Consider the following 13,471-nt stretch of genomic DNA (forward strand, 5'->3'; position numbering starts at 1 on the left):
GGGGGGGTGTGGCGGGGGGGTGTGCTTTATTTGAGGCGGCGGGCTCCGCGCGTGGGGCGCCGCGGGGCGGGGCGCCCGGCGCCCCCCCCCCCGCCCCCCCCCCCCCCCCCCCCCGGCCCCCCCCCCCCCCCCCCACGTCCGGGGGTCAGGACAGGGTGGGGACGATCTCGCGGACCTTGGCCGCGATCTCGGTCGGGAGCGGGGCGTAGCCGGCCTCGCTCAGGACCTTCTGGCCCTCTTCGCTGACGGTGTAGTTGAGGAACGCCTTGACGCTGGGCAGGGTCTCGGCCTTGTTGCCCTTGTCGCAGGCGATCTCGTACGTCACCAGGATGATCGGGTAGGCACCCTCGGCCTTGGTGGCGTAGTCGAGCTCCAGGGCCAGGTCGTTGCCCGTGCCCTTGACCTTGGCGGCGGCGATCGCCTTGGAGGCGTTCTCCGTGGTGGCCTCGACCGGCGCACCGGCGCCCGTGTCCACCTTGACCGTGGTCAGGTTGCTCGCGGTCGCGTAGGAGAGCTCGAAGTAGCCGATGGCGCCCTCGGTGTCCTTGACGCTGGAGGCGACGCCGGAGGAACCGCTGGCGGCCTGGCCGCCCTTGGCCTCCCACGACTTCGAGCTGTCGTCGTACTTCCAGTCGGACGGAGCCGCGGCCTTGAGGTACTTGTTCAGGTTCTGCGTCGTGCCCGACTCGTCCGAGCGGTGGAACGCCTGGATCGCGGTGCTCGGGAGCTTGGCGTCGGGGTTGAGGTCCGCGATCGCCTTGTCGTCCCACTTCTTGATCTTCGAGTCGAAGATCTTGGCGAGGGTCGGGCCGTCGAGGACGAGGCTGTCGACGCCGGGCACGTTGTAACCGATGGCGACGGGGCCGCCGACCATCGGGAGGTTGATGCCCTTGCCGCCCTTGCAGATCTCCTCGGAGGCGGTGACTTCCTCCGGCTTCAGGGCGGAGTCGGAGCCCGCGAAGGCGACCTGGCCCTGGGTGAACTTGGTGATACCGCCGCCGGAACCGATCGGCTGGTAGTTGATCTCGACGCCCGAGCAGGCCTGCTGGAAGTTCTTGACCCAGAGGTCCATCGCGTTCTTCTGGGCACTCGATCCGGCGGCAAGGACCTGGCCCTTGGCGTCGTCACACTTGATGGTCGACGCGGCTGCGGTCTTCTCGCCGCCGTCGGAGTCCTTCGTATTGTCGTCCGAGCCGCACGCCGAGAGAACCAGGGCGCCGGAGACGGCGAGGGCACCGAGCGCGGTGGCGCGCAGCCGGTTCTTGCGCTGAAGCTTCACTTCGGGTGTTCCTTCCAGAAGCCGCCTGTGTGCGGATGTTCGCACTTCTACGGCGGCGTGCGTCGAGATGGTGGGTCCGGCGGTGTGCCGGTCACCGTGTAAGGCTGAAATTAGGCAGATCAGGTGAAGCCGCTGACGGATGGGAATGAACGGCAGGTGAACCGTGACGGACAGCCTGGTGCGGCTCCGGTCCTGATCGCGGCCCGACACGGCGTGGCGGCCGAGAATGTGCGCCCGATCACCTCGGGGGCCGCGAACCGGGCATACCGCCTGGGCTCCGACCTTGTGTCACGGGTAGCTCGTACGGAGGAATTCGTCGCCGACCTGGTGAAGGAGGCGGCGGTGATTCCGGTTGCGCGGGCGGCCGGGGTGCGTACGCCGGCGCTCGTCACATTCGACGGCAGTCGTACGGACGCGGCGGCCCCGCGCCGGCCGGTCGAGGGGCTGCTCGCGGACGGCACGCTCGACGCGGAGGCCCGGGCGCGGGCCGAGTGGCTGGTTCGGCCGTCTTGCGGAGCCGATCCCCGCTGAGGCGCCGCGCGCGCCGTGGGCGGCACTCGCGTAGGGCGGTCCGTGCCCATTCCCGTACGACCCCCGGCCCGGCCCGACACGCAGCGCGCCGCTTGTGCGGCGGCATCGCATCCACTTTCCAACTCCCTCCTATGGGCCCCCGGTCGAGGCGTGGCCAGACTCGGAGTACCAGCGGCGGACTCGCGTCCGACGAGGCTGTCCGGCCGGGAAAGGCAAGGGAGAGGGGGAAGCGATGGGAGTCAGGCACGAGGAAGTACGGCTCCGGGTGTGGGCCGTCAGCTGTGTCGTCGGTCTGGCGGTTCTGGGGGTCTTCGGCACCTTCGTCTTCGGGGGCGCCGGGTGGATCACGGCCCCGTTCCGGGGCGCGTCCGAGGTGCGGGAGAACACCGTCGCGTCGGGCACCTTCCGGCAGTCGACGTACCAGGATTTCTTCGATCTGTGCGAGGCCGCGCAGAACGCCGAGGGGTCGATCCGGGCGCTCCAGGAGGAGCGGGGTTCGGCGTCGGCCGCCCGCAGGGGCCAGATCGACCAGTCGATCACCGCCCTGAGGTCGAGCCGGACCGAGTCGATCAACGAGTACAACTCGAAGGCCGCCCAGGAGCACCGCGCCCCCTTCCTCGACCGGGATCTGCCGTACCGCCTGCACGCGGACGCCGACAGGACGGCGTGCGCCAACTGATCACCGCGCTTCTCGGGAAAGGGGCAGTACAGCATGAGGACGATCACTCGTGTCTCCGTGGCCTCGGCGGCGGCGCTCACCCTGCTGCTCACCCTGGCCGCCTGCCAGGACGACTCCAGCCAGAGCAAGGAGACCAAGGCCAAGCAGAAGAGCTACGACCAGCTCGTGGCGAAGCAGCCCGCCGGGAGGATGGAGTACTCGCCGACCCGCGAGGCCATCAACCAGTGGGTCAGGACCTGGGGCAAGAAGGGCAAGCTCAGCTACGTCTACATCCAGAACGCCAAGGGCGAGTACGGGTACTTCGTCATGAAGGGCATGCCCGTCGCGCGCTGCCAGATGCTCACGCCGACGGAGAAGGTGGACTCCGACACCAACGGCAAGGTGGCGGTGCCGCTGCCGGGCATGGACGGCACGTACTCGGCCGGCTCGATGTGCGACACGTACTACGGCTTCGATGCCACGACGGGTGCGTTCATGGAGTTCACGGTGGGGACGAACCAGTCCTTCTTCCTCTTCGACAGGCCCATGTCGATGCCGGAGTACGCCAGCGCCAGACAGCTCGGCCCGACCTCGGTCGAGGACGTCGGGAGTCGGCGCTGAGGGGCGGGGACGTCTCGCCGCTGAATGTGCGTCAGGGCAGGCTGACGGGGTTCGGGCTGCTCGACGGCACGCCGGCGGCGTGGTCCGGGAGCGAATCGACACTCACCGGTCGATCGAGCTCTGGGAGCGCGGCGGACAGAGGTTGGGCGAGGTCGCGGTGTTCGGCAAAAGCGACTCAGGCCTCCCGCCCGCTCCTCGCGGGCAGCGCCTCCAGCAGCGCGTCGACCAGCAGACGGTCGCGCGGCTGGGTCAGGCGGTCGCGCGCCGTCGGCGGAGGGAGCCAGAGAATACGGTCCACCTCGTCGTTCGCCGCGAAGGCACCGTCCGTCGCCTCGGCCGCCCAGTAGATGACCTGCTTGGGACGGCCGTTGGCCAGATAGCTGACCGTGCCGAGCCGGGCGCCCGGGGCGCAGTGGTGCCCCGTCTCCTCCAGGACCTCGCGCATCGCCCCGGCGAGCGCGTCCTCGGCGTGCTTCAGCTTGCCCTTCGGATGCGACCAGTCGTCGTACTTCGGGCGGTGGACCAGACAGATCTCCGTACCGTCGGCGCGGTACGGCGACTTCCGCCACAGCACACAGCCCGCCGCCAGGACCGGTCCCGTCCTCGGCGTACGCGTACCGCGGCCGGCGCCACCGCCGTCGGCGGTGTCGGTCATGGGGCGGTCACCGCCCTCCGCTGCCAGATCTGGAGGAACTCGTAGCGCGCCGCCTCCACCTCGTGGCGCTGGTCCGCGTGCAGCACGCCGAGCGCGTACGCCGTCGCGGGGGCGATCCGCGGTGTCCGGGCCGCGTTCGCGGCGGCGGCGGCGGCCTCCGCCGCGTCACGGTGCCGGTCGAGCGCGCGCCCCGCCTCGGCGAGCACCGGGTCGGGGGCGCCGCCCACGGGGCGGACCTCCTGCGCGTACCGGTGCAGTCTGAGCAGCAGCCGTACCTGGTGCCACGGCGCGTCCTGCGCCTCGCCGTCCGCGGGCGTGGAGAGGCCGTGGATGAGGGCCTCCGCGTTGTACGGCTGCGCGGCGCGGGCCAGGGGCAGCACGGACACCGCGTCGAGGAGTCTTCGTTCGGCCGCGCTCTGCGGCGCCGCGAGGATCTCCGGCGCCGACGCCCCGGCGACCGGTGCCAGCGGGACCTCCGAGGCCAGTACGGCGACGGCGTCGGCCACCGCGTGGAAGCGGGACGAGCCCAGCGCCTGGAGCGCCGCCGAGTGCGCCCGCGTCCGCGCCAGCGTCAACTGCCGCTCCAGCAGCGCCCCGGCGCGCGAGGCACCGACGGTCAGGACTCCCGGAGCCGGGGAGGCGCCCGAGCCGGCCGCGCCGTCCGGACCCGTGCCCGTACCGGCCTTGCCGCTCCCGCCGTTGCTGCGGGCGCCCGGGACCGCCGCCGCTCCCGCTCCCGACAGCCGTCCCAGCGCGGACACCAGCCGGTGCAGCCGTGCCGTGCACGCGTACTCCTGCGCGAGGGTGCCGGAGAGCCAGCCCAGTTCCGTACGGAGCTGGTCCGCCCACACCGGGTCCAGCAGCACCCGGAACGTGTGCAGGCTGCCCCCGATCCGCCGTGCCGAGCAGCGCAGCGCGGACGCCGCCTCCTCGGCCGCGGCCGTGTCCGAGCCGCATTCCCCGTACAGCCGCAGGCTGCGCAGGAAGTCCCCGCACCGGGTGTTCAGATACCCGGCGAGGACCTGCCCCGCGGTGGCCTCGAAGGCCTCGTTCCCGGGGACGGGTCCGGCGGGCCGGGCCGTCCCGACCGAGCCGACGGTGTCTGCTTCATGGTGCTGCACGCCGGCGCCTCCGGGCGTCAATGAGCATTTCCTGTACGTGCCTGAGCGGCTGACCGTCCGCGTCGACGGAGTGCCGGGTCCAGTTCCCGTCGGCCCCCAGATGCCAGGAGGCGGTGTCGTCCGCCATGCCGGTCTCCAGGAGCCGGGTGAGGGACGCGCGGTGCGCGGGGTCGGTGACCCGTACCAGAGCCTCGATACGACGGTCGAGGTTGCGGTGCATCATGTCGGCGCTGCCGAACCAGACTTCGGGCTCGCCGCCGTTGCCGAAGGCGAAGACCCGGGAGTGTTCGAGGAAGCGTCCGAGGACGGAGCGCACCCGGATGTTCTCCGACAGGCCGTGCACGCCGGGGCGCAGGGCGCAGATGCCCCGCACCCAGATGTCGACGGGTACGCCCGCCTGCGCCGCGCGGTAGCAGGCGTCGATGATCGCTTCGTCGACCATCGAGTTGACCTTGATGCGTACGTAGGCGGGCCGCCCCGAACGGTGGTGTGCCGCTTCCTTGTTGATCCGGGTGATCAGCCCGTCGCGCAGCGACTTGGGGGCGACCAGCAGCCGGCGGTAGGTCTCGCGCCGCGAGTAGCCCGACAGCCGGTTGAAGAGGTCGGAGAGGTCGGCGCCGACGTGGGGGTCGGCCGTGAGCAGGCCGAAGTCCTCGTAGAGCCGTGCCGTCTTCGGGTGGTAGTTGCCGGTGCCGACGTGGCTGTAGCGGCGCAGGGTCTCGCCCTCCTGCCGGACCACGAGGGAGAGCTTGCAGTGCGTCTTCAGCCCGACCAGCCCGTACACCACATGGCAGCCGGCCTCTTCGAGCTTGCGCGCCCACTTGATGTTCGCCTGCTCGTCGAAGCGGGCCTTGATCTCGACGAGGACCAGGACCTGCTTGCCGGACTCGGCGGCGTCGATCAGCGCGTCCACTATCGGAGAGTCGCCGGACGTCCGGTAGAGCGTCTGCTTGATCGCCAGCACGTCGGGGTCGCCCGCCGCCTGCTCCAGGAACGCCTGGACGGAGGTGGAGAACGAGTCGTACGGGTGGTGCAGCAGGACGTCGCGCTCGCGCAGCGCCGCGAAGATGTCCGGCGCCGACGCCGACTCCACCTCCGCGAGGTCGCGGTGGGTGCCCGCGATGAACTTGGGGAACTTCAGCTCCGGCCGGTCGAGCGCCGCTATCCCGAACAGCCCGGTCAGATCCAGCGGCCCCGGCAGCGGGTACACCTCGGCGTCGCGGACCTTCAGCTCACGGACCAGCAGGTCGAGCACGTACGGGTCGATCGACTCCTCGACCTCCAGGCGCACCGGCGGGCCGAAGCGGCGCCGCATGAGCTCCTTCTCCAGCGCCTGGAGGAGGTTCTCCGCGTCGTCCTCCTCCACCTCCAGGTCCTCGTTGCGGGTGACCCGGAACATGTGGTGCGCCAGCACCTCCATCCCGGGGAACAGCTCCTCCAGGTGTGCCGCGATGACGTCCTCCAGCGGCACGTACCGCTGCGGGGACGCCTCCAGGAAGCGCGTCAGCAGCGGCGGCACCTTGACACGGGCGAAGTGCCGGTGGCCGCTGACGGGGTTGCGGACGACGACCGCGAGGTTGAGGGAGAGACCCGAGATGTACGGGAAGGGGTGGGCCGGGTCCACGGCCAGGGGCGTCAGGACCGGGAAGATCTGCTGCCGGAACAGGGTGAACAGGCGCGCCTGCTCCTTCTCCGTGAGATCGCCCCAGCGGATCAGATGGATGCCCTCCTCGGCCAGCGCGGGGGAGACGTCCTGCTGGAAGCAGGCGGCGTGGCGGGCCATGATCTCCCGCGACCGGGTCCAGATCAGGTCCAGCACCTCACGGGGCTGGAGCCCTGAGGCCGATCGGGTGGCGACGCCGGTCGCGATGCGCCGTTTCAGGCCGGCGACGCGGACCATGAAGAACTCGTCCAGGTTGGACGCGAAGATCGCGAGGTAATTCGCCCGTTCGAGTAGCGGGGTGGCCGGGTCCTCGGCCAGCTCCAGCACGCGTTCGTTGAAGGCGAGCCAGCTGCGCTCGCGGTCGAGGAAGCGTCCCTGGGGCAGTTCTCCGCCCTCGCCGTGGCCGTCCCGGTCGTAGGAGTCGAGGTCGCCGTCGAGGTCCGGCTCCAGGTCGGACGTGGCCGCGCCGACCATGGGGTGCCGGTGCGAGGCGATGGACCCCACGGACGGTTGCGGGTGGACCGGGATCTCGGCAGGCTGCTGGCTCATGCCTCCATTGTTCCGCGCGGAGGGCACGACGGGCGCGTCGGAACCGGCGGGGGCGAGGTAGAACCTGCCGTTCGGAGTGGGGGGCACAGCGGGCTGCATTCCGTGAGGGTCGCAAGCGCGTCTGAATGGCCGGTAACGGCGACATGACGTGCAGGGAAGCGGGGCGGGGCTCCACGGGGGCGGAACACGGTCGTACGAGGTGGGAACGGGTGAACGGCCGGGGTGAACGCACGGAGTCCCGCCCTCCCCCCGTGGGCGGGCGGGACCCGGTCCCCGGCCGGTAACCGCCGTCGGGTGCGCGGGCCCAGCGCTCCGGCGCCCCGCCGGACGGTCAGCCGTGCCGCCGGCCCAGCACCTTGAACGCGGCGAAGGCGCACGCCGCCGCCAAGGCGAGCACGATGCCCGACTCGACCAGCTGGAGGGGCCAGAAGTGCGAGGCGGGGTGGAGGTCGATGTACCGGGCGGCGGCGCCGTGCTCCGCGAGGCACCGCAACTGCACCTCGTACGGGCCGCTGCACGCCATGTCGGGAAGCCGGTCCCCGTCGGCCCCGCGCAGTCCTTCGTCCAGCCACCACCAGGTTCCGCCGGGCCGCGGATACCCGTCGAGCGGGCTGGTGGCGGTCGCGCTCGGCCACAGGTGGGCGCGTACCTGGTTCATGGCCAGGAACGCCCCGCCGACCGCCAGCAGTGCGGCCGACATCGCGGGGAGGGTACGCGCGATCAGCAGGCCCACCAGCGCGCCGGCCGCGATCCCGAGCAGGGCGTACGCCACCGGCGCGGTGCCCAGCGAGACGAAGGTGGTGGGCTCGTGCCAGGGCGTCCGGGGGTACGGACTGTTGTCGGGGACCGACGCGGCGACCCAGGCGCGGACCGCCGTCAGCGGCGGGACGAGCACCAGCACGGCCACCGCGAGCGGGGACAGCTTCGAGGCGAGCCAGCGGGCCGGGCTGACCGACTGTGTCCAGGCCAGCCGGTACGTCCCCGACTCCAGCTCCCGCGCGACCATGGGCCCGGCGACGAACGCGGCGAGCAGGCCGGGCAGGAACTGGAGGGCGTAGCTTCCGTAGTTCACCGCGCGGTCGAAGCCGTACATCCGGTCGCTGAAGTCGCTCGCGGGTGTGAAGCAGTCCGGGCGGCGGTCCGTGCCGGTGACGTCGCAGCCCGTCGCCGCGAAGTCGTCGGCCAGGTTCCCGGCCCAGATCCGGTAGGCGATCAGGGCCAGCGCGCCCGCGACCATGACGGCCGCGCCGATCAGCAGGGTGGTGCGGTGCTGGCGCACCACCAGCCACAGGGGGCCGCGCGTACCCGGTCGCGCGGAGGCCGCCCGCGGTGCCTCCGGCCGTTCTTCGAGGAGCGTGCTCATGCCGTCACCGCCGGGGCGGAGGTGGTGGCGGCGCGGTCGTTCCGCTCGGCGCTCGGGGTGAGCAGGACGGGCGCGCCCGGGGAGCGCAGATGGGCGAGCAACAGTTCCTCCAGGGAGAGGGGCAGGGTCTCCCAGCCGGGGTCGACCGGGCCTTCGGTGCGGATCAGCGCGGTGAGCTGGCGTCCGGTGGTGCGCGAGTCCACGACCGTGTGCGGTGCCAGATCGCGTACGGGGCCGTTGAACAGCCGGTGCGCGGTGAGCAGATCCTCGGTCTCGCCGCCGAGGCGTATCCGGCCCTCGTCGAGAAGCAGCAGGTAGTCGCAGGTTCCTTCGAGCTCGGTGAGGATGTGGGAGGAGATCACGACCGTGGTCCCGTGCTCCGCCGCCTCGGCCATGAGCGTGCCCATCAGCTGATGGCGGGCGAGCGGGTCGAGGTCGGCCATCGGCTCGTCGAGCAGCATGAGTTCGGGGCGTTTGCCGAGGGCGAGCGCGAGCGCGACGCGGGTGCGCTGGCCGCCGGAGAGCGTACGGACGCGTACGCCGGGGTCGAGCCGGCCCTCGGCCACGATCCGCTCGGCGGTCCCGGCGTCCCAGCGCCCGGGATTCAGCTCCCGCCCCATGCGCAGGGTCTCGCCGATCGTCAACTGCCCGTACAGGGGCTTGTCCTGGGCGACGTACGCGATGCGGTCACGGGCGCCGGCCGGGGACTCGCCGAGGACACGGATGTCTCCCCCGGTGACCGGGGCCAGCCCGGCGGCCTGGGCGAGAAGGGTCGACTTGCCGGCGCCGTTGGGGCCGACGAGGGCGCAGACACGGCCGGCCGGCACCCGGAACGAACAGTCGTGGAGAGCCCAACGGCCCTTCCCGCGATAGCGCTTGCCGAGACCGGTCGCCTCGATCGCCGCGGCTGTCATGAGAGGTCCCCCTGTTTCCGTGGGTCTGTGTCCGGGCCTTCGAAGCGTTCGTCGACGACGGAGGTGAAGAGTGCGGTCAGGTCGTCCTTCTCCAGCCCGCCCGCGCGGGCCCGTTCGGTCCACGCGGCGAGTTCGGCGCGCAACTCGGCCCGCAGCGCGCGGTGGTCGGCGGAGTCGCCGCCGAGGGTGCCGCGTACGAAGGTGCCGAGCCCCCGGCGGCCCTCGGCGAGACCCTCGCGTTCGAGCTCGCGGTAGGCCTTGAGGACGGTGTTGGGGTTGATGGCGGTGGCCTCCACGACCTCGCGTGCCGTGGGGAGCCTGTCGCCGGGTTCGAGCAGGCCGAGCCGCAGGGCCTGTTTGGTCTGCTGGACGATCTGGAGGTACGTGGCGACACCGCTGCGCCGGTCGATGCGGAATTCGATCACCCGCAAGCACCCTTTCACTAGGGAAGTAGTGAAAGCATGGAACGGAGAAGGGGCGGTGTCAACCGCACCGCCCCTCCGCGTACTTGTCTCCCGGCCGGTGAGCCGGTAAAGCCGTAAGCCGGTAAGGCCGTGAGCCGGTGAGCCCCTAGGACTCCGTGCGGTACATGAGGTCGACCTCGTGCGTCATGAAGCCGAGGCGCTCGTAGACCGTCACGGCGGCCGTGTTGTCGGCGTCGACGTAGAGCATCGCGGTCGGTAGGCCCCGCGCGGCCAGATGCCGCAGCCCGATCGCGGTGAGGGCCTTGCCGAGACCGCCGCCCTGCGCGTCGGGGCTGATGCCGACGACGTACACCTCGCCGAGCTGTTCGTCGGCGTGCACCTTGGTCCAGTGGAAGCCGACCAGCCGCCCGTCGCGCTCGGCCAGGAAGAAACCCTTCGGGTCGAACCACGGCTCGGCGACCCGGTCGTCGAGGTCCCGCTGGGTGAGCCCGCCCTGCTCGGGATGGTGGGCGAAGGCGGCGGCGTTGACCGCGAGCCAGGCCTCGTCGTCCTGGCCGGGTACGAAGGTACGGACGGTGATCCCGTCCGGCAGTACGGGCTCGGGGATGTCCAGAGGCTCCAACGGCCGCCGCAGCTGGCGCAGTTCACGGAACATGGAGAGCCCCAGCACCTGCGCCAGATGCCGGGCGGCCGACTTGCCGCCGTGCGCCCACACCCGCAGCCGCTTCCCCGAAGCGGCCAGCAACGCGGCCCCGAGCGCCCGCCCGTGCCCGCGCCCCCGGTGCGAGGGATGCACGACCAGCTCGGCGGCCGGCGCCTCCACGGGATCGGTGTCCTCCAGCTGGGCGTACCCCAGCAGCTCGCCGCCGACGGTCAGCAGAAAATGCCGCACGCCGGCCCTCGGCCCCCCGCGCAGCTGCAACCGCCCCTGCTCGGACACGGCCTGCACCCCGTCGGAACGGGCTGCCGCGTCGAGCAGTTCGAGGACGTCCCGTGCCTGCTCGGGAGTGATCTCGTCAAGGGTGTCGATCTGCCGGCCCGGGTCGGGGGCTGCCGTTTCAGTCATGCGTCGAGGGTACGGCGCCCCCGGGCGGGGCTCCCGGATTCACGCCCGGTCGCCGGCACCTCCCGACCGCCCGCCGACGGCCACTGGCAACCAGGTCGTAACCCGAACACCCCTGTTCCTCTACGCGCGTGGACTTTAAGCTGCCGCTCGCACCTCCCATCCCTCACACGGAACTTACAAGCGGAAGCAACAAGGGGACCGATGTCAGCGACACCGCAGAAAAACCGCGCGGCCCGGCGGGTGCTGGCCGCCGTGGCCGGACTCGCCACGTTCGGCGCACTCGCCGCCGCCGCGCCCGCCGCCGGGGCGCACGGGTGGGGCGACGGCCACGGACACGGGAACGGGCACGGGCACCCCGAGCCCCGCACCGTGGACGTCCAGTTGCTGTCCTTCAACGATCTGCACGGCAACCTGGAGCCGCCGGCCGGCTCCTCCGGCAACGTCAACGAGATCCAGGCCGACGGCACGGTCAAGGCCGTTCCCGCCGGTGGTGTCGAGTACCTGGCCAGCTCGCTGCGGACCGCCCGCAAGGGCCACCCGTACTCGGTCACCGCCGCCGCCGGCGACATGGTCGGCGCGAGCCCGCTGCTGTCCGGGCTCTTCCACGACGAGCCCACCGTCGAGGCGCTCAACAAGATGGACCTCGACGTCACGGCCGTGGGCAACCACGAGTTCGACGAGGGCTCCGCGGAGCTGACCCGCCTTCAGGAGGGCGGCTGCCACCCGACGGACGGCTGCTACGAGAAGGGCAAGAAGTTCAAGGGCGCCGACTTCCCCTACCTGGCGGCCAACGCCACGTACGAGAAGACCGGAAAGCCCGTCCTCAAGCCGTACACGGTCTGGAAGAAGAACGGCGTCAAGATCGGCTTCATCGGAGTGACCCTGGAGGGCACGCCGAACATCGTCACCGCCGAGGGCGTCAAGGGCCTGAAGTTCCACGACGAGATCGAGACCGTCAACAAGTACGCCAAGGAGCTCGACCGCCAGGGCGTCAAGTCCATCGTCGCGCTGGTCCACGAGGGCGGGGCCCCGGCCTCCACCTCGTACAACTACGACTGCGACAGCCCGGGTCCCGGCGACGGCATCTCGGGTCCGATCGTGGACATCGCCAAGGGCATCACGCCCAAGGTCGACGCGCTCGTCACGGGCCACACGCACCAGGCGTACGCGTGCACCGTGCCGGACCCGGCGGGCAACGACCGCATGGTCACCTCCGCGTCGTCGTTCGGCAAGGTCTACACCGACACCACGCTCACCTACGACCTGCGGACCAAGGACATCGTCCGTACGAAGGTGCAGTCGGCCAACCACGTGGTCAGCCGTGAGCAGGCCAAGGCCAAGGACATGACCGACCTGATCGCCCGCTGGAACAAGACGGCGGCCCCGATCGCGAGCGCCCCGCAGGGCTTCATCTCCGCCGACATCAACGGCCGCGGCGCCGGTACGCCGGAGCAGCCGCTCGGCAACGTCATCGCCGACGCGCAGCTCGAAGGCCTGGCTCCCGCCGACAAGGGCGGCGCGCAGCTGGCGTTCATGAACCCGGGCGGTATCCGCGCCGACCTCGTCTACGCGGCTTCGGGCGGCGAGGGCGACGGTGTGGTGACGTACGGCGAGGCGTTCACCGTCCAGCCGTTCACCAACATGATGAACGTCGTCGACCTCACCGGCGCGCAGATCGTCACCGCTCTCCAGCAGCAGGTCAGCGGCTCCAACGAGGCGTCCAACAAGATCCTCCAGGTCTCCAAGGGCTTCACCTACACCCTGGACATGACCAAGGCGGGCGCCGCCCGGATCGTCACCGACTCGGTGAAGCTGAACGGTGAGGCGCTCGACCCGGCGAAGACGTACCGCGTCGCGATGAACGAGTTCCTCGCGGGCGGCGGCGACGGCTTCGCGGCGCTGGGCCAGGGCACGAACAAGCTGGTCGGCCCGGCCGACCTGGACCTGTTCAACGCCTACCTGGCGGCGCACTCCACGGCCGAGGCGCCGCTGGCGCCGCCGGCCACGGACCGGATCACGGTCATCAAGTAGTCACCGGCAGAGCGGGTCCACCGGTACAACGGGCCTACCGGCAGAGCGTGTCCGAGGGCGGCGGGACGGATTTTCGTCCCGCCGCCCTTCGCCGTCCCGAAGCGTCCTGGCCCGGTCCCGTCCGAGCCCGTCCGATCCGCTGATCCCGGCGTCGCGCCCTAGCGCGCGGCGAGCCGCTCCATCAGGGCGGCGCTGCGCGCCAGTACCTCGCGCTCCTCGCCGGTGAGTTCCAGCTCGATGGCCTGCGCGAGCCAGCCCGCCCTGCGACCACGCTCCGCCTCCAGAGCGGCCTGTCCGGCGGGCGAGAGCTCGACCAGCGACTTGCGGCCGTCGGTGGGATGCGCGCGGCGTACGACGAGCCCCTGGTCCATGAGCAGCCCGACCGCGCGGGCCATGGACTGGGGGCGTACGCGCTGGTCGGCCGCCAGATCGCTGGTGGTCATGGCCCCGTCGCGATCGAGGGTGCCGAGCACGGACACCTGGCTGAGCGGGATCCGGTCCTCGTGCTTCACGCGCCGCGTGAGCTTGCCCATCGCGTTACGCAGTTCGGTGGCGACGGTGGCGGGTTCCGGGGTGGGCATAGGGAACTTTAACC

Annotated in this window: 13 protein-coding genes; 4 read left to right on the forward strand and 9 right to left on the reverse strand. The window is 71.4% G+C overall.

Features of this window, described 5'->3' with window-relative positions; all coding sequences use genetic code 11:
- Positions 1–145: 145 nt before the first annotated feature.
- Entirely contained in the window at positions 146–1,279 is a 1,134-nt protein-coding gene (pstS, locus tag ACFWU9_RS01785) for a phosphate ABC transporter substrate-binding protein PstS (protein ID WP_384313852.1), read from the reverse strand.
- A gap of 228 nt (positions 1,280–1,507) precedes the next feature.
- On the opposite strand from pstS, the gene ACFWU9_RS01790 reads away from it, so the two are divergent.
- The 3 genes from ACFWU9_RS01790 to ACFWU9_RS01800 all read left to right on the forward strand — a co-directional run bounded on the left by ACFWU9_RS01790 (position 1,508) and on the right by ACFWU9_RS01800 (position 3,089).
- Entirely contained in the window at positions 1,508–1,810 is a 303-nt protein-coding gene (locus ACFWU9_RS01790; protein ID WP_384314381.1) for a phosphotransferase, read from the forward strand.
- Between the two features lie 232 nt (positions 1,811–2,042).
- Complete coding sequence (locus tag ACFWU9_RS01795) at positions 2,043–2,489, forward strand: hypothetical protein (RefSeq protein ID WP_384313854.1); 447 nt, start codon at positions 2,043–2,045, stop codon at positions 2,487–2,489.
- Between the two features lie 33 nt (positions 2,490–2,522).
- Positions 2,523–3,089: a hypothetical protein gene (locus ACFWU9_RS01800; RefSeq protein ID WP_384313856.1), complete on the forward strand. Its 567-nt coding sequence runs from the start codon at positions 2,523–2,525 to the stop codon at positions 3,087–3,089.
- 175 nt (positions 3,090–3,264) lie between these two features.
- Here the strand turns inward: ACFWU9_RS01800 and ACFWU9_RS01805 are convergent, their stop codons facing one another.
- From ACFWU9_RS01805 to mshD, 7 genes are all read right to left on the reverse strand, one after another.
- Entirely contained in the window at positions 3,265–3,744 is a 480-nt protein-coding gene (locus ACFWU9_RS01805; protein ID WP_384313858.1) for an NUDIX hydrolase, read from the reverse strand.
- Complete coding sequence (locus tag ACFWU9_RS01810) at positions 3,741–4,865, reverse strand: CHAD domain-containing protein (protein WP_384313860.1); 1,125 nt, start codon at positions 4,863–4,865, stop codon at positions 3,741–3,743. The genes ACFWU9_RS01805 and ACFWU9_RS01810 overlap by 4 nt, the downstream gene beginning before the upstream one ends.
- Positions 4,852–7,077: an RNA degradosome polyphosphate kinase gene (locus ACFWU9_RS01815; RefSeq protein WP_384313862.1), complete on the reverse strand. Its 2,226-nt coding sequence runs from the start codon at positions 7,075–7,077 to the stop codon at positions 4,852–4,854. The genes ACFWU9_RS01810 and ACFWU9_RS01815 overlap by 14 nt, the downstream gene beginning before the upstream one ends.
- Before the next feature lie 331 nt (positions 7,078–7,408).
- On the reverse strand, positions 7,409–8,440 hold the full coding sequence (locus tag ACFWU9_RS01820; RefSeq protein WP_384313864.1) for a hypothetical protein: 1,032 nt from the start codon (positions 8,438–8,440) through the stop codon (positions 7,409–7,411).
- A complete protein-coding gene (locus ACFWU9_RS01825; RefSeq protein WP_384313866.1) occupies positions 8,437–9,354 on the reverse strand; it encodes an ABC transporter ATP-binding protein in 918 nt (305 codons plus the stop codon). The genes ACFWU9_RS01820 and ACFWU9_RS01825 overlap by 4 nt, the downstream gene beginning before the upstream one ends.
- A complete protein-coding gene (locus ACFWU9_RS01830) occupies positions 9,351–9,779 on the reverse strand; it encodes a GntR family transcriptional regulator (protein ID WP_384313868.1) in 429 nt (142 codons plus the stop codon). Before ACFWU9_RS01830 ends, ACFWU9_RS01825 begins: the two co-directional genes overlap by 4 nt.
- A 145-nt stretch (positions 9,780–9,924) precedes the next feature.
- Entirely contained in the window at positions 9,925–10,845 is a 921-nt protein-coding gene (gene mshD, locus ACFWU9_RS01835; protein ID WP_384313870.1) for a mycothiol synthase, read from the reverse strand.
- A gap of 201 nt (positions 10,846–11,046) precedes the next feature.
- On the opposite strand from mshD, the gene ACFWU9_RS01840 reads away from it, so the two are divergent.
- The gene (locus ACFWU9_RS01840; RefSeq protein ID WP_384313872.1) at positions 11,047–12,876 is read left to right on the forward strand and encodes a bifunctional metallophosphatase/5'-nucleotidase; all 1,830 of its coding nucleotides are present in this window, start codon (positions 11,047–11,049) and stop codon (positions 12,874–12,876) included.
- A 158-nt stretch (positions 12,877–13,034) separates the two neighbouring features.
- Here ACFWU9_RS01840 and ACFWU9_RS01845 read toward each other — a convergent pair whose 3' ends face one another.
- Positions 13,035–13,457, reverse strand: coding sequence for a MarR family winged helix-turn-helix transcriptional regulator (locus tag ACFWU9_RS01845; protein WP_384313874.1), 423 nt, complete (start codon positions 13,455–13,457; stop codon positions 13,035–13,037).
- Positions 13,458–13,471 lie beyond the last annotated feature (14 nt).

The organism is Streptomyces sp. NPDC058653 (assembly GCF_042716895.1).
Classification (GTDB): Bacteria; Actinomycetota; Actinomycetes; order Streptomycetales; family Streptomycetaceae; genus Streptomyces.

Coding starts and splice junctions, on each gene's coding strand:
- ACFWU9_RS01795 (WP_384313854.1), top strand. CDS start 2,043: ATGGGAGTCAGGCACGAGGAAGTACGGCTCCGGGTGTGGGCCGTCAGC.
- ACFWU9_RS01840 (WP_384313872.1), top strand. CDS start 11,047: ATGTCAGCGACACCGCAGAAAAACCGCGCGGCCCGGCGGGTGCTGGCC.
- mshD (WP_384313870.1), bottom strand. CDS start 10,845: ATGACTGAAACGGCAGCCCCCGACCCGGGCCGGCAGATCGACACCCTT.
- ACFWU9_RS01820 (WP_384313864.1), bottom strand. CDS start 8,440: ATGAGCACGCTCCTCGAAGAACGGCCGGAGGCACCGCGGGCGGCCTCC.
- ACFWU9_RS01845 (WP_384313874.1), bottom strand. CDS start 13,457: ATGCCCACCCCGGAACCCGCCACCGTCGCCACCGAACTGCGTAACGCG.
- ACFWU9_RS01815 (WP_384313862.1), bottom strand. CDS start 7,077: ATGAGCCAGCAGCCTGCCGAGATCCCGGTCCACCCGCAACCGTCCGTG.
- ACFWU9_RS01800 (WP_384313856.1), top strand. CDS start 2,523: ATGAGGACGATCACTCGTGTCTCCGTGGCCTCGGCGGCGGCGCTCACC.
- ACFWU9_RS01805 (WP_384313858.1), bottom strand. CDS start 3,744: ATGACCGACACCGCCGACGGCGGTGGCGCCGGCCGCGGTACGCGTACG.
- ACFWU9_RS01825 (WP_384313866.1), bottom strand. CDS start 9,354: ATGACAGCCGCGGCGATCGAGGCGACCGGTCTCGGCAAGCGCTATCGC.